Here is an 18,850-nt window from a genome sequence, read left to right on the forward strand (position 1 = left end):
TTAAATTATACATATAAACTAAAAAAAAGTAAATGAAAGCCTAATGGATGGCGTTTTTGAACTTTCCTCCACGCGTTTCGTGCGTGTCCATAATCGTTATAAAAGCATTGTGATCAATATCGAAAACAATCGATTTCAGCTTCGTCACTTCAAGCCTGGTCACAACGGCATAAATCACCTCTGTGTCCTCATCGGAATAGCCGCCTTTCCCTTTGAGCTTGGTCGTTCCCCGGCCGAGGCGATGCAGCAGCGCATCGGAAATCTCCTCGTATTGATCTGAAACGATGATGACCGCTTTCGTCTCATCAAGCCCTTGAATAACGGCGTCGATCGTCTTCATCGCAATATAGTACGTCATAACCGAAAACATAGCCTGCTCAAGGCCGAATACAAAGCTTGCCCACGCAAAAATAAAGACATTGACGAACATGACAAATTCGCCGACTGAAAACGGCAGCTTTTTCGTAAGCAAAATGCCGAGTATCTCAGTTCCATCCATAGAACCGCCGTTACGAATAACAAGCCCTACGCCGAATCCGAGCAGAAGACCGCCGAATACGGCTGCCAGGACGGGCTGAGTCGTAACCCCTTCTACATGATGCAACAAGGTTTCAATAATTGACAAGCTGATGATTCCGATCAGTGTTGAAATTAAGAACGTTTTTCCGATGTGCTTGTAGCCTGAAAACATAAACGGAATGTTAAGAACGACGACGAGCAGTGCGAAGTTGATATACGGAGTATCTTTAAAAATGTAGTCCAATATTAGTGAAATGCCGATAATGCCCCCGTCAATGATGTTGTTCGGCACTAAAAATAATTCGATGCTGGCGGCTGCGCAGGCAGCCCCGACGAGAATCATGACGATCCGAAACGCCATTTTGACCGCTGATTCTTTTTTATGCTGTTTTATGGTATTTGCCATTCTGTCTCTCCTTTTCCCAAACTGGCCAAACCGTCCCTTATCATCATCATATCATTTAACAGACTGAAATAAAAAAATGACACATTTTTAATTTTACGCCATACATTAGTTCAGAGGGGAGGAATGGACGTGATTTTATTTCAAAAAATCGTGCTGCAGCGTTTAAATCAGGTCACGGCTGACGAGGTGCTGAAGTACGCTAAACAATACGGAATTCATGTAACAAGAAAACAGGCGCTTGAAGTAGAAAAGCTTGTGAAAGGAAAAAACATCAATATTTTTAATGAGGAAGAACGCAATAAACTGCTCAAGCAGGTGGAAGCGGTCACTTCAAAAGAAGCGGTGCAGCTTTTGAACCAGCTGTTTTCTCAATACGTATCATAAAAAGGGGAGCTGATACGCCCCCCTTTTTTATTGCTGCTTGATTTTTTCCAGCAGCCCTTCATCAAACTGTTTATTTTTAAGCATTTCAATTTCAAACCGGTACGGCGGCTTCTTGTTCTTTTTATCTTCTCCTACATAAGGCGTTTCAAGGATTTTCGGAATATCTTTCAGCTGATCGTGGTGAACGATGTATTGAAGCGCATCAAAACCGATTTCTCCGAATCCGATGTTTTCGTGCCGGTCCTTTCTCGCGCCTCTGACATTCTTGCTGTCATTAATATGAAGCACTTTTAAACGGTCGATTCCGACGATTTTATCGAATTCGTTTAAGACACCGTCAAAGTCGGATACTAGATCGTAACCCGCGTCATGGGTATGGCATGTATCGAAGCAGACGGATAAATGTTCATTGTGTGTAACGCCGTCGATGATCTGTGCCAGCTCCTCAAACGTCCGTCCGCATTCTGAACCTTTGCCGGCCATCGTTTCCAAAGCGATCTGCACATTCTGATTCGGGTCGATGACCTCGTTCAATCCTTCGATGATTTTTTGAATGCCCGCTTCTGCGCCCGCACCTACATGAGCTCCCGGGTGAAGAACGATTTGTCTGGCGCCGATCGCCGACGTCCTTTCAATTTCAGAACGCAGGAACTCGACACCGAGCTCAAATGTGGCCGGATTTGTTGTATTGCCGATATTGATAATATACGGGGCATGAACGACGATATCAGAGATGCCGTTCTCCTCCATATGAGCCCTTCCTGCTTCAATATTCAAATCCTCGATTTTTTTCCTGCGCGTGTTTTGCGGCGCTCCAGTATAGATCATAAAAGTATTGGCGCCGTAGGAGCTTGCCTCCTGACTGGCCGCAAGCAGCATATGTTTTCCGCTCATTGAGACGTGTGAACCGATTTTCAACAAAACTGTTTCCCCTACTTTCCTTTTCTAAATTGCTTTCTTTTTTGCTGTCTTTTTATTTTATTGATTTCCGTCTGCATTTTCTTCTTATATCCTGGCTTGACTTTTCTCGGTTTTTTCACAAGCCGCTTGGCGACCTCATCCGTTTCATCAGGCGTTCTTTTTCGGTTCTGGCGGCGCTTGCGGTCATCGATCTTTTTCCACTCGCCTTTTTCAAGCCTCATGTTTTCAAATACGATTCCCATCTGTTCAAGCTTCACAAGCGCATCTTCGTCAGATGTATCATAAAACGTCATCGCTGTTCCGGATGTTCCGGCGCGCGCTGTACGGCCGACGCGGTGAACGTAAAAATCAAGATCGTCTGGCAGTTCATAGTTAATGACATGGCTGACGCCTTTAATATCGATTCCCCTTGCAGCCAAATCAGTGGCTATGATATAGGTGAATTCCAGATCGCCGATTTGCTTCATCACTTTTTTTCGTTCCCGCGGCGTGAGCCCTCCGTGAAGAAGTCCGACTTTCATCCCTTTGTCCGTCAGGTATGCGGCGATTTCGTCAGCCGTTGTTTTTGTATTGGCAAAAACAATCGCCAAATACGGATTTAAATGGGTCATAACCTCGAGCAGCAGCTCATTTTTGTTCCTGTGTCTGGAAGGTATGAGCACGTGTTCGATTTTTTCGGCCGTGATGTGCTTCGGCTCAACATGTGCATACCTCGGATTGGCCATGTACTTTTTCAGGAAAGGCTTTAATTTTTCGGGAATCGTTGCGGAAAATACGAGCATCTGCAAGCCTTCAGGCATATGCGACCCGATAAAATCGACATCTTCCAAAAATCCCATATCAAGCATTAAGTCCGCCTCGTCGATAACGAGCGAACCGGCTTTATGAACATCGAGCGCCTGCTCCCTGATCAGATCTGCAATTCGCCCCGGCGTACCAACCACCAGATGGGGCTGCGTTTTTAATTTGTCAATCGATTTTTGTTTATCGGTCCCGCCGATGAAACATTTTGAACGAACCGCTTCATCAGGCCCTAAAAACTTGGTGATTTTCAGGACTTCCTGATGAATCTGGTTGGCCAGCTCCCTTGTCGGAGCCGTAATCACGACTTGAACGAACTCTTTTTCAAGATCGATCCTGCTCAAGAGCGGGAGCAGATAGGCATGCGTTTTTCCCGTACCTGTCTGCGACTGTCCGATTGCGCTCTCCCCTTTCAGCGCCGCAGGGATTAACCGCTTTTGAATATCAGTCGGCTCATAAAATCCCAAGTGGTGAACAGCCTCTATAATAAACGGCTTTAAATCGTACATTTCAAATTTCGTTTGTTTCATTTTCCCAACTCCTTCTTGGAAAGCCTTTATTCCGGCGCTCCAAGCTTTATCCTATATGGCTGAATTGTGCGCTTATGTATCCTTTTTTATGCCGCACTGCTTAAAAAAAGGCTGATATCATGTCCATCATTAAATTATAACTGATCCTGCGGAAAAAAACCATCACCCCCGCCCTATTCGGGCCGGCGGCAAAGGCACTTTGCCACCGTTGGTGCATACCCTATCAAGAGAAGGATTTTGAAAGGAGGTACAAGTATGTTTCATCAACAGCCGATGAGAAATCAGCCAAGACCGCAGATGCCGCAAAGGCCCGGCAGAGCCTTGATGCCGAGACATCCGGGGATGAGAATGCAGCCCCCTCAAGCGCAGCCCCGCGGCCTGCAGCAAATGTTTCAGCCGCTGGGCGCCGCCCAGCAGCAAGCAGGCGCGCGAGGAGGCGGCGGGATTCAGGGTTTGCTCTCGAAAATCCTTCCCGGATCTGCCGCGTCCGGGGGAACAGGAGCAGGCCTCGGCGGAACCGGAAGCGGCCTTGGAGGCATTCAGGGTCTTGCCAATCCGGCTACCATTTCAAACATGCTCGGCAATGTTCAAAAAGCGCTCGGTGTAGCACAGCAAGTAACGCCGATGATTCAGCAATACGGACCGCTCGTCCGCAATCTCCCTGGCATGGTGAAAATGTTCAGACAGCTGAATTCCGATGATACTGAAGCGGAGGACAGCGAACAACAAAAAGACGAACCGGACAACAAGACCGAAACGAGCGGCGAAAAGAAAGAAGAAATAAAAGTATCTTCCAAAACACCCGAAAAATCCAAAGCCGAAGAAATCAGAAAAAAACAGAGCCGTTCAGCCCCTCCGTCTGCAAAAAGAAAAACCGGAGGATCAAAACCTAAACTGTATGTATAACATTCTTTGATATCTCCTGCGGGATCAGATATAATGAGGTCTATAGAGACTGCAAAAATAAGCCGTTTTTTACGGCTTTTTATCATGCCCGGCTCTTACTTCTTTATAGGAGGACTAAGAATGAACGTAATTAAAATATCGCCGCGCGGCTATTGCTACGGTGTCGTCGACGCCATGGTCATCGCCAAAAACGCGGCTCTCGATAAAAGTTTGCCGAGACCTATATATATTTTAGGTATGATCGTTCACAATAAACATGTCACCGACGCATTTGAAAAAGAGGGCATTTATACGCTTGACGGTCCGAACCGGCTTGAGATTTTGAATCAGGTCGACAAAGGAACGGTGATCTTCACCGCTCACGGCGTTTCGCCTGAAGTCCGCAAAATAGCTGAGGATAAAGGTCTTGTCGCGATTGACGCCACCTGCCCTGATGTGACAAAAACACACGATTTAATCCGCAAAATGAAAGCGGAAGGCTATCACGTCATCTACATCGGAAAAAAAGGACACCCGGAGCCTGAAGGAGCGGTCGGTGTCGCCCCGGATATCGTTCATCTTGTTGAAACCGAAGAAGATGTGGAAAGGCTGGACATTGATGCGGAGAAACTGATTGTCACGAACCAAACGACGATGTCCCAATGGGATGTCCATGATATTATGGAAAAAGTAAAAGAAAAATATCCGGATGTTGAATTCCACCAGGAGATTTGCCTGGCCACCCAGGTGCGTCAGGAAGCGGTGTCCGAGCAGGCGAAAAAAGCCGACTTGACAATCGTTGTCGGCGATCCGAAAAGCAATAACTCGAACCGTCTCGCCCAGGTCTCCGAAGAAATCGCGGGCACGAAAGCATACCGGATCGGCGATTTAAGCGAATTAAAGCTGGAATGGCTTGACGGCGTGGAAACCGTCGCTGTAACGGCCGGCGCATCGACCCCGACCCCGATTACAAAAGAAGTCATCCGCTTTTTAGAACAATTCGATCGTGAAGATCCTTCCACATGGAAGATCAGTCACGAAGTACCTCTTCAAAAAATCTTGCCTAAAGTAAAAGCAAAAACCTGAAGCATCTATCGCTTCAGGTTTTGTTTTTATACAAATGTAAACGGGTTCGTATTTGTATCTGATGGAAAGACGGCGACATTGTATTTTTTCTCCCGGCACATCGCCGTCAGCTTTTTCGCAACTCCGTTTTTCATGATTTGTTCGGCATAATGTCCGGGGTCGACCACATTCAGCCCGATCATCATGGCATCGTGCGCCGTATGGAAATAAAGGTCTCCTGTGACATATACATCGGCGCCCATTCGTTTTGCATGATGGATGTATTTGTTGCCGTCGCCCCCTAATACAGCGACCTTCTTCACTTTCGCATCAGACTTGCCTACCATCCGCGCTCCGTTTGCCTCCAGCTTTTCCTTCACATAGCTGGCAAACGCTTCGAGTGTCATCTCTTCATTCAATTCACCGATACGGCCCAGCCCTTTTTGGAGCGGATTCTGCTCGACGGGATAAATATCAAAGGCCACTTCTTCATAGGGATGGGCCTTATTCATCGCTTTGATCACGGATTTTTCAATACCTGACGGATAAACGGTCTCGATTCTTACCTCTTCGACCCGTTCAAGCTCGCCCCGCTTGCCGATAAACGGATCGGCTTCAGACAGCGGCTTGAAGCTGCCGACTCCTTCTGAAGAAAACGCACAGTGGCTGTAGGCGCCGATATGGCCGGCTCCGGCGTCTCCAAGCGCTGCGCGCACCTGTTCTTCATAATCTTTCGGGACATAGACGGCAAGTTTTTTCAGGGGCTCTTCATAGGTCGGAACGAGCACTTTTGTGTTCTTTAATTCCAGCGCTTCCGCAAGCATGTCATTGACTCCGCCGTCAGCGACATCGAGATTTGTATGAGCCGCATAAACGGCGATATCATGCTTGATGCACTTTTCGATCAGCCTTCCGCCGGGCTGATCTGTGATGACATGTTTCAGCGGCCTGAAAACAGGCGGATGGTGCGCAATGATTAAGTCAACGTTCTTTGCAATCGCTTCATCAACCGTTTCTTCAAGAACATCTAACGTGACCATAACATTTGACACCGTTTTGTTCAGCGTGCCGATTTGCAGGCCGATTTTATCGCCTTCAACGGCGTATGACTTTGGTGAAAATTGTTCAAACAATTGGATGATTTCATGCCCGTTTATCGTTTTTGTCATCTTCTAAGTACCTCCTTTAAGATCTCTATCCGTTTTGACAGTTCAAGCAATTTTTGTTGATTTTCTGCACTCGGAAGAGCCGCTTCAATTTGTTGATAGATGTTTTCCGTATGTTTCAGTTCTTGCGACCATTTTTCGATAAAAACAGCATTTTTTTGTTTGGCCAAAAATGGGCCGACAAGCATGCCTGCCTCAAAGGAAACCCCATCGTAAGCCGCATCCCGATCGCCCGCTTCCGCGACGAGAACCTCATAGTACTTGCCGTCTTCTTCAAGGATTTCTTCATTGATCAGTGCATAGCCTTCCTGATAAAGCCACTCTCTAATATGGTGAGCGTGGATATTCGGCTGTAAAACCAGACGTTCCTTACCTGAGAGCTTATCCTTGCCCGCTTTTAGAATGTGAGCAATGAGCGAGCCTCCCATTCCGGCAATCGTGATCACATCAGCTTCGCCCTTTTCAATCACTTCAAGCCCGTCTCCTTTCCTCACGGAAATGAGCGGACTTAACTGCAATTTCTCAACCTGCTGCTTCGCAGAAAGAAAAGGACCATCTGTGATTTCTCCGGCAATCGCGGCGCTTGCCAGGCGATTCAGCACACAATAGCAAGGTAAATACGCATGATCAGACCCGATATCAGCCACAACCGCCCCTTTTGTTATGTATTCCGCCACAGTCTGCAGCCTTTTCGATAACTTCAATTCATTCACAATTATCACAACTTTTCTAGATTCATTTTTCCTTTACTATCATATAAAAAATCGCTTTAGTTTCCAAGCTGGAACAGCAAATCAACATTCTACTCGATCAATTTTTGATTTTCTCTGTAGTACGCACGTAAAGCATGAGTCTCAAGATCCGCGAGCCAAACCGGAATCGGCAGCCTGCTTTCTCGATTGACCAAGCTCATCGCGATGTCATAACTGCTGTCTAAATCAAGCAAATGTCCGCATGATAGAAATATCGGTTTGACATCTTGCCTTGTCCGCACCGCACGTCCGTAGACTTCGCCATCAATTACAATATCGGTATAAGCGCCGAATTTATTATCAGGCATCACAAAATCAGTTTGTTTTATTTTCAAGTAAGTTTTCGCAATGCCGATCGTTGGCTTTTCGAGAAAAAACGCCGCATGTGTCGCAATCCCCATATGGTTAAAATGGAGATAGCCATTCCCGTCAAATAAAAAAACATCCGGTTCAATCGTCAGCTTCTTAGCCGCCTTAATAATAAGCGGCAGCTCCCTAAAAGCAAGAAACCCCGCGATATAAGGCACAGCGATTTTCCCTGCACTATGTACTTTTTCAATGACACGCTTCGTATGAAAATCCAGCACGATGATACTGCAGACACCAAACGCTTCACCATCTTCCTCCCAATAAGCTAAATCAACCCCCGCACAGGTTTGCAGAGCGTCTTTACTGATGGAGTTTACTAGATTGATATGTTTTTTTAGTTTTGTTTGTATCGTTAAGAAGTCATTTTCTTGGTTTAAATTAAAATCGTGTATGTTGTTGATGTTCATCTTTAAAAACCAACTTTCTATCATCCCATTTTTTAAGTTCATTCAAAGTTATTGATTCATACCGGGATAAGCCGGGACAGCGAGATGTCTTATAGAACGATCAGCATATATAAAAAGAACCCCTCAACAAGCAAAAAATTGGGAGCTCTGTTTGTCTTTTTGTAAATCGAAGTATTTTCTAATCATTCATTATTATTCTTTATTTCTCAGCTTCATCGTCATACTGTTTACACCCTCAAAAACAGCGTCCCGTATGATTTCAGTGTAATTCTCATAACTGTCGCTTTTGGCTTTAATGATATCTAAAACTTGTTTAAATTGTCCATCTATGATAATCGTAATGCCTTCAACCTTTTCACCTGTCTGATCATTCACAAATTCCTCATTTAACATGGTTACCGTATCATTACTATTCATAAGACACTCTCCTATCTTTTATATTCTTCATAAGATGCCGGCTCTGGGTACATGGAATACAACTTTCGCTTATCAAAATCAATTAATAATGAGGTGGCTTAATCCAACATATCATCGGCCGGCTATTTATATTTATGTTCGACTGCTTTTTGAAGGGTGGCTTCTATATGGGCCACTAATTTTTCCGGCCTTCTCGTTTCCATGTCTTCTAACGGGTTTTCCCAGTCTAGATTTTTTATTAACAGCATATAAAAGGTGCCTGAAGGATCAATATCTATGTACCATCCGACATCTAAAATCAAGCGGCTTTCTTTATGCTCCAACTGCAATAATGATGACGTAAAGTTAAACCAGTCATCACTGTCTTCCTCTAACTGATCTGGATCGATATCAATTAGTTTATTATAAGAGACGGTCCACCCTTGAGGAATTCTCAGACGCAAATAGTCAGGAGGTCCTTCAAAAATGAAAATGTTTCCTCCAAATGCCGCCGCTTCAATTTTCCAAATGATCCGTTCCAATTCCTTCACTAACTGCCGGCGATCTTCAACATGGATTGTGTCAATCGTTTCTCCATAATTATCACACATATGAATAAGATAATCATCCCGGCCTTTCATGATTTTGACCGCAGCATGATATCTTTGTTTTTCTAATTCTAATAATATGGTATTTGGTTCAACTTTTTCATGTGTGTCGGTTAAATCATTATATTTAACGAACCAGCCGCACGGTATATTTATAGGTTCTAATGATTTTATGGAATTAGACAAAGCGTTCACTCCTGATTTTCTATTATGAACTGTTGATTTGTTTTCTGCTATATCTTGTATTTCTGCTCAGGGATTTCCTGTAACTCTAAACTTTAAACATCCTTTTCTAATTTGATAAGTTCTAATTCACAAAGGTTCATAAAATAGGAGAGCTGTAGTTAATTTTGTATTTGTAATTCCTTTAATATTTTTTTCCTCAAATCACTCGCAATATCCGCATTCCTGTAATCGTCCAGCAAAGAATTTATTCTCTGAATATAATTATCTGAACCCTCTATACATTTGTCAAAACAGTCAATAAAATGGTCCACTAATGTGTCATCCACTAAAGCAATTGGTTCTGGATAATATTTAACACCTTCTCGTTCAAATGCTTTTCGACTAGTGTATGCAACTGCATCAATCATACAGTTCCAAGCTGCGACATCTATTTCATTATCTGACATCTCTTGAATTATAGTTATGCCATTTCCCTCACTATCCAATAAATCATAAAGAATATCCCCTATATTATTTTTATCTTTTATCCACTCCCAACATTTTTCTAGAGCTTCCCGGGCAAACATCTGGTCTTCCTTTCGGGAAAATACCGACGAAACTTTTTCTGAAAGTCCAAGAAAAAATATTACTTTACTGTCTTCTGTGAAACGATCGAAGTTTGTATCAGTCATCATTTTAACCTCCAACTAATCAATATCCTTTCCATTTTTAATCTTTAGATTAAGTCACCGGTTACTTTAATGCTTTCATCAATTTCCTTCCGATGTTACAAAGACGTTCAACGTGTTTGAGGCTTTGTAGGCGTCAAGCGCGTATTCATGATGGTGTTTTGCCGTTTTTTGCGATTTGACATTTTATTAATATCATCGTCGAGTGTCCAATCCGTAGCTTGGATATTCCAGCTTTCTTATTTCTATTCTAACTATTAAGTAAAAAATCTTGAACGCTCTCCTTGGAAACTTTTTCTGACCCCTCTTTTTTCAAAAACTTCAAAAAAGCTTTTTCTTTTTGACCTGGATTTTTAGATAATAAATTATAGTGACTATGAAATTCCTCAAATAACTCGTACGAATCAATAGATTCGATGGTTTCAGGTAAATGCTCATCTTTCTGATATTTATATGCTTTGTAAATTGTATAAGATGTTGCATCAGCAATACATATCCAAGCATCTAGATCATCTTCATTTGATTCAAGCTGCATTAAAGTTAAAATCCCTGTATCATCTAAATTTTCCAGGTAAGCATAAAGATCGTCTGCTTCTATATTCTTGTGTTCAAGCCACTTCCAGCAGGCATCTAATGCTTCTTTTATATAATTGAAATTATTTGATTGTTTTAATGCAGGAACTATTGCTTCACAAAGTCCTAAATAATATGCAGATTTTAAATGATCATTCAATTCTTCCCACTCTTGAAACATCTACTACACTCCTCAATTAAATATATTCACCATTTTTAATAACTAAATTCAATCTTCCGTTTGGCTTGATTCCTTGAATAGTCTCAGAAGTTACTTTTATCGTTAAATTAGGAAACATCTCGATAAATTTCTTAAATACTCCAGCTGATACATTCGGATTATTTAGTCCTTGAATACAGGTTGGACAAACCCCTTTAGGATTAGATTGGTGAATTTTTAATGTTCCTGTTATTTCAGCAGGATTTTTTCCTAAAGCTTCTACTTTCCTTATAAAGTCATTTAACACGCCTTCTTCAGCATGTCTTGTTGCACTTGCGATTTTTCCTGGAGATTTTATAGGTCTATCTGGCATTACTGAGTCTAAATCGGGAAGCCCGGCTTCTTTTCTAACTTCAAGTGCACCACTTTCATTTTATATCCTAAAACTGGAAAAAGCACTTATCGCCTTTGCTTGGCAATCAAGTGCTTTATTCTTAACTTTAGGAACGGTTAATAAACATATATTAAACTTACGATTGATTCTTTCCTAATTAAAATAACTTTATAAACACTTCTCTTTTTGTGGGGATCTCCTCGTTTGTACTCTGATAATCCTCAATGCCCTTTCTTATCCTTTCAACCTCTTTCGATGTGATAAAACCAGTTTCCACTGCACTGTTTAAAAAGATGGTAATGCTATCTTTATTTATACCTTCTAAAGCTTGTGGTAAATATTTTACTTTTTCTTTTTTATAAGCTTCCCAAGAAGTATAAGCGACAGCATCAACCAATAGTGACCACAACCTAGCAATATTCAAGTCTTCTTCTTCCTCAGCAAATTCTGAAATTCCTGTAAAGTCTGCGTTATCAATAAGCTCGTATAAGTCATCACCAGTAACGGCATAAGATTCAACCCATAACCAACATTTGTCCAATGCTTCTCTTCCTTCAGCATACCTTTCATCGTCTTTGCTGATTACAGAAAATACTCTTTCGGCAACTGTTAAAACAAAGCCTACTTTAACTTCATCTTGTAAATTATCCAAAAATATATTATCCATGATTTCCTCCTTAAAATTATCCGATAATCTTTCCATCTTTTAAAACGAAAGATAACAGTCCATTAGTTTTAACACTATCATCAATCTCTGATGTTACTTCTATTGTTAGATTAGGATATTTCTTACTCGCTTGATAAAATATACCACTCTTCTCAATAGGATAAGGTTTAAGTAATCCTTTACTACACTTATTGCATACGCCTCTTGGATTAGACTGGTGAACTCTTAATGTACCTGTTACTTCCGTCGGTTCGATGCCTGCCTTCTTTACAGCAGAATCAAACTCGTTTAAAACTCCTTCTTCAGCATGCCTTGTAAACTGTGCTAATTTAGGATTTTTCATATGATCGTATGGGGCCCTAATCTCTCTATTTGGTAAGATTGTATCCAATGAAGGCAGTCCAGCTTCTTTTCTTACTTCTGGAGATCCACCTTCAAAAGTCATTTTTTCAAGTCCTTTTACATCGGTTTTACCAACTGCAATTGTATTAGTCTCTGGAACATTCCATTTTTTCCGTAAAACATCCAAATCTTTTTTACCCAGTTGGATCTTACCTTTACCAGTCCCCCCACCACTCACCATCTTCACAATCCCAAGCTCTTTCACCGGCGTTTTCTCAACATTCACGCGGACAATTGGGGTGCCGATGTGGTGGCCTGTTGCGGAGGCCGGCTGTTCGACGTAGACGCGGACGTTTGTCGGAACTTGGAAGGATTTCACCTTTTCAAGGATGTTGTTTCCTTTTTGCACCAGCGCCGCTTTTGGCGATTTCGCGAGCGGAATATTTTTGCCAGGTGTTTTGGCCAATGTTTGAGCGCCGTGGTTTGCTGTTTTTGCGACAGCACCTGCACCGACGAGACTCAAGGCTGCTTCAATCAGGCCTTGTTTCCGTCTTTCTTCAGAAACTTTGTTTCCAAACATGTCCTTGCCCGTAACAGCTTCTGAGAACCCATTTGAAGCGACAAGGCCGTAGGCGCCCATTTCCGTCATTTTCAGGGCATTCAACGTTTTTGAGGCTTTGTAAGCGTCAAGTGCGTGTTCAGCGGCGATGAGTCCTTTTCCTGTTTTATAAATGGCTTTTCCGCCTTTGAAGGCGCGCCCCGCCCAGCCGACAATCGGAATAAATCCTGCTGCCGCCATTGCTCCGGCGGCGACACGCTGGCCGTCTGTCAGCTTTTCTCCTGTGACCGGGTCGACGCCTTCAGCGGCTCTCTTATAATCATAATACCCGCTGACTTCTCCGACAAATGTTCCGGCTGCATCAAGCGCTTTTAAATACCAAGGCTTGTTCGCTTCTTCTTCTTGTTTTTCCTGAAGCCTGCGCGCTTCTGCCTGTTCATTTTTGAATTGAATATAATTGGCGGCTTGATTTTCGACTTCTATCGTATTTTTATAGATCTCGCTTGAGTGGAATGATTTCAAGCTAAAATACATCGGCGAGGCGGTTTTTCCGTGGCTTGTAGCTTCCATCAGCCCGGAATATTTGCCGAGCACGGCGCTGTCGAGCGCTTGTAAGTTTGTGTATTCGGTCTTGAGCGATTCATCCAGCTGATTAACGGCGTCGATGGTGTTTTGCCGGGTTGTTTGTGCTTTAGACATTTTATCAATATAATCGTCGAGCGTCCAATTGTCCAAGTCAACGATATCGCTGATACTTGCGATGATTTTATCCATTTCCAGCTTGAGCCCCGAGACGATTTCCGTCGCTTTCAAATCCGCGTTTTTCAGTTCATGATCCAAAAAAGAGATTTCCACATAAGAATCGGACAGCTTTTTGTCCTTTATATCACCTGATACACCTTTAAAAAAAGCAATCTGCGCTTCAACAAGCTTTAACCAGCTGTCTACGATCTCTGCCTGTCCTTTGTAGAAGTCTTTAATGTTGTCGGCACCTTTCCCCTGAAAATCTTCACCTAAATCAGCGACCCCAAGAAACGCTTTTTTGAGCGTCTGCAGTTGATCCTCAAAGGTTTCGTATTGTTTCTTGCGGTTATTCGCTGCTTCAATTAAAGAATGCGCTTCAAATACTTTCATTGAATTGTCCTCTCTAACCTAAGGGCTATTTTCTGGCGATTGCTTTGTCCTGCTCTTTCAGCAAATCGACATTTTCCTTCGTATCCCTTATGTTTTTGTGTACGGCTTTTTTGTAATCAACCACCATCTGATGAATGTTCTGCTCGCGTTCGTTGCACTTTGTCACATATGTCAATTTATTTTTCCCCGCCGCTTTCGGAGGATTTGGCAGGCCCAGGGCATCGAGCGCCTCTCTTACGGCCTCCAGCTTTTTGATGACCGCTTCATGTTTCAGCTTGATTGTCGTCATTAAAACCAGCTCCAACTGTTTTTGATTGAGCGGAGTTTATCGCTCAACTGATCAACCGCTTTTTCTCCGAGAGAAAGCAAATGATCCGCCTCTTTAGCTGCCGCTCCCGCCAATTCAAGGCTGTGTTTTTCAATTTCCAGCGCGAAAATTTTTCTCTCCAGCTGTGAAATATAGCCTTCATACTTTCCGTTCACGATGTTGTACATTGATGTATGAGCTTCATCCCGTTCGTCATCAAAATCATTGGCGAAGTCCCCCGTCCAGTGGCTGTTCAGATGAGGGTGCAAGATTTGTCTGATCTCGACAATCCCGCTTTCGTGTTCTTTCTCAATCTCCTTTTTTGCTGTTTTGACACGTTCAATCCGGCTTTCTACATCAGCCAGCTTTTGGTTAATCGTGCTGTGGATATGATTCAATGTGCTCTCATGACTCATATGATTCACCTCAGGGAAATACTCAAATAGACGGATGGCACCAGTGCATCCGCTGCATTTTCTCCATTTATATAATAGTAAAATAGATGCAATCTTACTTAAATAGGGTGTAATGCTTATTTTTTCCCCCACAAAGGTGGAGTGCGCCCCAAAAAAAGTAACAAAGGCCTATTTCAGGCAGACGCATCACACTCATAAAGGCCGGGACCGAAAATCTAAATAGTCCAAATCACCCTTCAACATGACTCACCGCTAAGCAAAAGCCCCCGTTTAACGAAAACAAAAAAGGATTCGCACAAAAGCTCTTGTCTAAGCTTTCATTACGAATCCTTTTGGTGATTTAGCCAATCTGGAAAAGCTATTTAATCTCTGACACCCATTTTGCCATATCATCAAGCTTTTCCGCCGGAACAAGTCCGCCCGGCATTCCGTTACCGCCTTTTTCAATCTTTTCTTTAATCGCACCTGTATCCATCCGGTCCCCGACGCCCTTCAGTTTAGGACCTGATACACCTTCATAATTCTCGCCGTGGCAGGTTACACAGTTCGCTTTGTAAATTTCTTCAGGCGAGGCATCCGCTTTGTCTTCTTGAGCTGTTTTATTCCCTTCACCTGCAATTTCTTTTTCGTCATAAAGGCCTTTTATGGATAAGATAAAAACAAGTCCTATGCCCATAATGGCGATTAACAAAAATGGTATCAATGGATTGCGGTTCATTTTACATCCCCCTTTTTAATTTACCCCTGCCCCTTATGTAAACAATTCTAATTCTACTTTAATTTTACAAAAAGTAAACCAATTATGAAACAAAAGCTGATGAAGTTCACATTTTAGACAAAATAACGGATGATGAAGCGATTGTTCATTTTCCATTTAAAGACCAGTTTTTGAATACGGTTACAACAACAATTATAAAGGGCTTTTCCTTCGATCTCAAGGTTATAATGACTCAAAATGCACTTTTGGATATTTGCAAATTCGAAAGAAATTAAGTAAAATATAATCGGGTTACCAATAATAGCGCTTTCATTATGTCGTGAAAAAAGAACGGATCTCCTGACCCGTTCAAGTTTATTCGAGAAAATCTTTCAAGCGTTTGCTTCTGCTTGGATGTCTTAATTTACGAAGTGCTTTAGCTTCTATTTGACGAATTCGTTCTCTTGTTACCCCAAATACCTTACCAACTTCTTCTAATGTTCTTGTACGACCATCATCAAGGCCGAAGCGAAGGCGGAGCACATTTTCTTCACGGTCTGTCAATGTATCCAGTACATCTTCAAGCTGTTCTTTCAGCAATTCATATGCTGCATGATCTGACGGAGAAGTCGCTTCCTGATCCTCAATGAAGTCTCCCAGATGTGAATCGTCCTCTTCACCGATCGGAGTCTCGAGTGAAACCGGTTCCTGGGCGATCTTTAGGATTTCGCGGACTTTTTCAGGCGTCAGATCCATATCTTCCGCAATCTCTTCAGGCGTTGGTTCGCGGCCGAGATCCTGAAGGAGCTGCCTTTGAACACGAATCAGCTTGTTGATGGTTTCAACCATATGAACAGGAATCCTGATCGTTCTCGCCTGGTCGGCAATCGCTCTTGTAATCGCCTGTCTGATCCACCATGTCGCGTATGTGCTGAATTTGTATCCTTTGCGGTAGTCAAACTTTTCTACCGCCTTCATCAGGCCCATGTTTCCTTCCTGAATAAGGTCAAGGAAAAGCATTCCGCGGCCGACATACCGTTTTGCGATGCTGACGACAAGTCTCAAGTTGGCTTCAGCGAGACGGCGCTTCGACTCTTCGTCGCCTTCTTCAATTTTTTTCGCGTATTCGATTTCTTCTTTTGCAGACAAAAGGTTTACCCGTCCGATTTCTTTCAGATACATGCGGACAGGGTCGTTTATCTTAACGCCCGGAGGCACGCTTAAATCGTTAAGGTCAAATTCTTCTTCGGCCTTGGCCAGCTGTTGAATATTAGGATCCTCAGTTTCTTCGTTCTCGCTAATTAATTCAACGCCTTGTTCTCCTAAAAATTCATAATACTCATCCATTTGGTCTGATTCGATCTCGAAGCTGGACATGCGCTCTGCAATTTCTTCATATGTGAGCACTCCGCGCTTTTTCCCGGCTTCTGTTAATTGATCCCTCACCTGTTCAAATGTGAATTCAGTTTCGGTCTCGTGTGCTTGTTTATCAGCCATTCATGGATCCCTCCTTCCAAAACTTACAGACGAATTCTAAAAGCATCCCGCTTTTTTTGTTCCTATTTCACGGAGTAAAGCCTTCTCTCTTATCTAGGGCTTCACGGGAAAGCAAATCATAAATTGACAATATATGATTAGGACAAGCAGCTTTTGCTCCTCCGTTAGGATTCATTGCCAAAAGCTTTTCCTATTATATATAACGGTTTATTTCAGCGAACGGTTCAGCTTAACAATTTCCTGCGCCAAAGTTGCCGCTTTGATGAAGTCTTTTTGCCTCTCGGCTTCCGCCCTTGCAGCTTCTTTTTCTTTTATCATTGACCAATTTCGATAATTCAACACTTTTTTTACATAATCAGATAATTCCGCTTCACTTAATTCTTCGTTCACCTGAAGCATTAAGATATCTGTCAGAAGCTGACCGAGTTCCTGATCCTCAACTCTTTTAAAAAGCTCCTGGATGGAAATGTCCGCTCCTTCTTCATACATGGCGTACAAATAAGCGGCAATCGCGCGGTGCTGATCAAGGTTGAATTCAAAGCCCACCCGGTCTAAAACCTTTCGAATGACGTCCCGGTCATGAATCATGTGAGCCAGGAGCATCCGCTCCGCGTTCTCATGAGCCGGCCGAAGACCCGTCTTTCTCCGCGGCGCGCGCGAAACGGCCGCCTGCCGCTCTTTTGAGTCCTGACGGCTGCTTTCCCTGCTGCGGCTTACAGCCTGCTTTTCAAATACGGAAAGCTGATCCTTCAAGGATTCAAATGAGATTGAAAATTCATTTGCCAGCTGTTTGATGTATATTTCCTGTTCCAAAGGCCCGCTGAGAAGGCTGACTTCCTTCAGTACATCGTTGATATAGGCTAAACGGTCTCCTTCATCAGACAGGTTTCTGCCCTTGCGGAAATAGTTCATTTTAAACGTCATCATCGTAACGCTGGCCCCTATTACATCATTCTTAAATTTCTCGCTGCCGAATTTTTTGATGTAGTCATCGGGATCCAGCCCGTCAGGTATCATGGCCACCTTGACGTCGCAGCCTTTTTTCTGAAGAATCTCCGCCGCTTTCAGCGTGGCTTCATAACCGGCATGATCCGAGTCATAGCACAGTATGACCTCTCCGACATTTCGCCTGATGATTTTCGCATGTTCTTCTGTCAGCGATGTGCCCATCGTGGCGATCGATTCTTTCACACCGGAACTGACGGCTGAAATGACGTCGGCAAATCCTTCAAAAAGGACGGCCCTCTCTTCTTTTCGAATGTGAAGGCGGGCCTGATGGAAATGATAGAGAAGCTTGCTTTTTCGAAAAAGCGGCGTTTCCGGGCTGTTCATGTATTTTGGCTGCTCCCCGGTGAACGTCCGTCCGGAAAAAGCGACCGTTGCGCCGTGATGATCATGAATCGGAAACATAATCCTGTTTCTGAAACGGTCAAAATAGCCGTCACCGTTCTCGCGTCTGATGATGAGTCCGGCTCTTTCCATCAGCGCAAGATCAAAACCTCTCCGTTCCAAAAACTTTGTGATGAAATCCCATGAATCAAGGGCGCATCCGATTTCAAACTGCTCGATCTGCTCCATCTCAAAGCCTCTTCCGAGCAAATAATCGAGCGCTTCCTGGCCTTCCTTTGTATTGACCAGCAAATGATGATAAAATTTCTTTAACAGATCATGAGCTTCCGCCATTTTCTGTTCATCCGAACTGCCTGTGCTGTATGCTGATACAGCTGCAACCTGCTCCGGCAGATCTATTTGATATTTGTCCGCCAGGTGAGAGACGGCCTCCGTAAATGAATAGCCTTCCATTTGTCTTAAAAATGAAAAAACATTCCCTCCCGCTCCGCAGCCAAAACAATGAAAAATCTGTTTTTCTCCGGAAACGGAAAAAGATGGCGTATTCTCACCATGAAAAGGACAAAGCCCAAAATAATTACGCCCCTGTTTTCTCAACTGGACGTACTCTCCGATAACTTCTACGATATCAGCTGATTTTTGTACCTGTTCTACAATTTCGTCTGGTATACGATTGCCCATGTTCCAACAC

General features: G+C 43.2%; 21 protein-coding genes. 3 read left to right on the forward strand and 18 right to left on the reverse strand.

From position 1 onward, the window contains the following. Positions 1-40 precede the first annotated feature (40 nt). Entirely contained in the window at positions 41-925 is an 885-nt protein-coding gene (locus tag MHI30_RS13390; RefSeq protein WP_020452218.1) for a YitT family protein, read from the reverse strand. 129 nt (positions 926-1,054) lie between these two features. Here MHI30_RS13390 and MHI30_RS13395 point away from each other — a divergent pair, with 129 nt between their 5' ends. Then, entirely contained in the window at positions 1,055-1,309 is a 255-nt protein-coding gene (locus MHI30_RS13395; protein ID WP_023855226.1) for a DUF2624 domain-containing protein, read from the forward strand. 27 nt (positions 1,310-1,336) lie between these two features. Here the strand turns inward: MHI30_RS13395 and MHI30_RS13400 are convergent, their stop codons facing one another. Both MHI30_RS13400 and MHI30_RS13405 read right to left on the reverse strand, forming a co-directional pair. Then, a complete protein-coding gene (locus MHI30_RS13400; protein WP_075752298.1) occupies positions 1,337-2,230 on the reverse strand; it encodes a deoxyribonuclease IV in 894 nt (297 codons plus the stop codon). Between the two features lie 11 nt (positions 2,231-2,241). After that, a complete protein-coding gene (locus MHI30_RS13405; RefSeq protein ID WP_075752296.1) occupies positions 2,242-3,561 on the reverse strand; it encodes a DEAD/DEAH box helicase in 1,320 nt (439 codons plus the stop codon). A gap of 255 nt (positions 3,562-3,816) precedes the next feature. Between MHI30_RS13405 and vrrA the strand changes: the two genes are divergently transcribed. Then, on the forward strand, positions 3,817-4,467 hold the full coding sequence (gene vrrA, locus MHI30_RS13410) for a VrrA/YqfQ family protein (protein WP_075752294.1): 651 nt from the start codon (positions 3,817-3,819) through the stop codon (positions 4,465-4,467). Between the two features lie 120 nt (positions 4,468-4,587). Beyond that, positions 4,588-5,532, forward strand: coding sequence for a 4-hydroxy-3-methylbut-2-enyl diphosphate reductase (locus MHI30_RS13415; protein ID WP_075752292.1), 945 nt, complete (start codon positions 4,588-4,590; stop codon positions 5,530-5,532). Positions 5,533-5,558: 26 nt separating this feature from the next. On the opposite strand, the gene MHI30_RS13420 is transcribed toward MHI30_RS13415, so the two are convergent. The 15 genes from MHI30_RS13420 to dnaG form a co-directional block, all read right to left on the reverse strand. Next, complete coding sequence (locus tag MHI30_RS13420) at positions 5,559-6,680, reverse strand: Nif3-like dinuclear metal center hexameric protein (RefSeq protein ID WP_075752290.1); 1,122 nt, start codon at positions 6,678-6,680, stop codon at positions 5,559-5,561. Further along, positions 6,677-7,324, reverse strand: coding sequence for a tRNA (adenine(22)-N(1))-methyltransferase TrmK (locus tag MHI30_RS13425; RefSeq protein WP_256700641.1), 648 nt, complete (start codon positions 7,322-7,324; stop codon positions 6,677-6,679). Before MHI30_RS13425 ends, MHI30_RS13420 begins: the two co-directional genes overlap by 4 nt. A gap of 155 nt (positions 7,325-7,479) precedes the next feature. Then, on the reverse strand, positions 7,480-8,205 hold the full coding sequence (locus MHI30_RS13430) for an endonuclease V (protein WP_075752288.1): 726 nt from the start codon (positions 8,203-8,205) through the stop codon (positions 7,480-7,482). 192 nt (positions 8,206-8,397) lie between these two features. Beyond that, positions 8,398-8,622, reverse strand: a complete 225-nt coding sequence (locus tag MHI30_RS13435) for a hypothetical protein (protein WP_020452227.1) — start codon at positions 8,620-8,622, stop codon at positions 8,398-8,400. 122 nt (positions 8,623-8,744) lie between these two features. Continuing rightward, positions 8,745-9,404, reverse strand: coding sequence for a hypothetical protein (locus tag MHI30_RS13440; RefSeq protein WP_256700631.1), 660 nt, complete (start codon positions 9,402-9,404; stop codon positions 8,745-8,747). Between the two features lie 149 nt (positions 9,405-9,553). Beyond that, positions 9,554-10,069: an Imm6 family immunity protein gene (locus tag MHI30_RS13445; RefSeq protein ID WP_236808577.1), complete on the reverse strand. Its 516-nt coding sequence runs from the start codon at positions 10,067-10,069 to the stop codon at positions 9,554-9,556. Between the two features lie 244 nt (positions 10,070-10,313). Next, entirely contained in the window at positions 10,314-10,817 is a 504-nt protein-coding gene (locus tag MHI30_RS13450; protein ID WP_075752282.1) for an Imm6 family immunity protein, read from the reverse strand. Positions 10,818-10,833: 16 nt separating this feature from the next. Next, positions 10,834-11,169 carry a hypothetical protein gene (locus MHI30_RS13455; protein WP_081379890.1) on the reverse strand — a complete coding sequence of 112 codons (336 nt, stop codon included), beginning with the start codon at positions 11,167-11,169 and terminating at the stop codon, positions 10,834-10,836. Positions 11,170-11,347: 178 nt separating this feature from the next. After that, complete coding sequence (locus MHI30_RS13460; RefSeq protein ID WP_075752280.1) at positions 11,348-11,857, reverse strand: Imm6 family immunity protein; 510 nt, start codon at positions 11,855-11,857, stop codon at positions 11,348-11,350. Positions 11,858-11,873: 16 nt separating this feature from the next. Continuing rightward, complete coding sequence (locus MHI30_RS13465) at positions 11,874-13,892, reverse strand: T7SS effector LXG polymorphic toxin (protein ID WP_075752278.1); 2,019 nt, start codon at positions 13,890-13,892, stop codon at positions 11,874-11,876. Positions 13,893-13,917: 25 nt separating this feature from the next. Continuing rightward, positions 13,918-14,181: a YwqI/YxiC family protein gene (locus MHI30_RS13470; protein ID WP_075752276.1), complete on the reverse strand. Its 264-nt coding sequence runs from the start codon at positions 14,179-14,181 to the stop codon at positions 13,918-13,920. Continuing rightward, the gene (locus MHI30_RS13475; protein ID WP_075752274.1) at positions 14,181-14,615 is read right to left on the reverse strand and encodes a DUF5082 family protein; all 435 of its coding nucleotides are present in this window, start codon (positions 14,613-14,615) and stop codon (positions 14,181-14,183) included. Before MHI30_RS13475 ends, MHI30_RS13470 begins: the two co-directional genes overlap by 1 nt. Positions 14,616-14,973: 358 nt before the next feature. Continuing rightward, positions 14,974-15,333, reverse strand: a complete 360-nt coding sequence (gene cccA, locus MHI30_RS13480) for a cytochrome c550 (RefSeq protein WP_020452233.1) — start codon at positions 15,331-15,333, stop codon at positions 14,974-14,976. 354 nt (positions 15,334-15,687) lie between these two features. After that, on the reverse strand, positions 15,688-16,809 hold the full coding sequence (rpoD, locus tag MHI30_RS13485; RefSeq protein WP_043928723.1) for an RNA polymerase sigma factor RpoD: 1,122 nt from the start codon (positions 16,807-16,809) through the stop codon (positions 15,688-15,690). A gap of 207 nt (positions 16,810-17,016) precedes the next feature. Beyond that, positions 17,017-18,840 (reverse strand): DNA primase, encoded by a 1,824-nt coding sequence (dnaG, locus tag MHI30_RS13490; protein WP_020452235.1) that lies wholly within the window; start codon positions 18,838-18,840, stop codon positions 17,017-17,019. Positions 18,841-18,850: the final 10 nt, after the last annotated feature.

The organism is Bacillus sp. FSL L8-0528 (genome assembly GCF_038593085.1).
Lineage (GTDB): Bacteria > Bacillota > Bacilli > Bacillales > Bacillaceae > Bacillus > Bacillus paralicheniformis.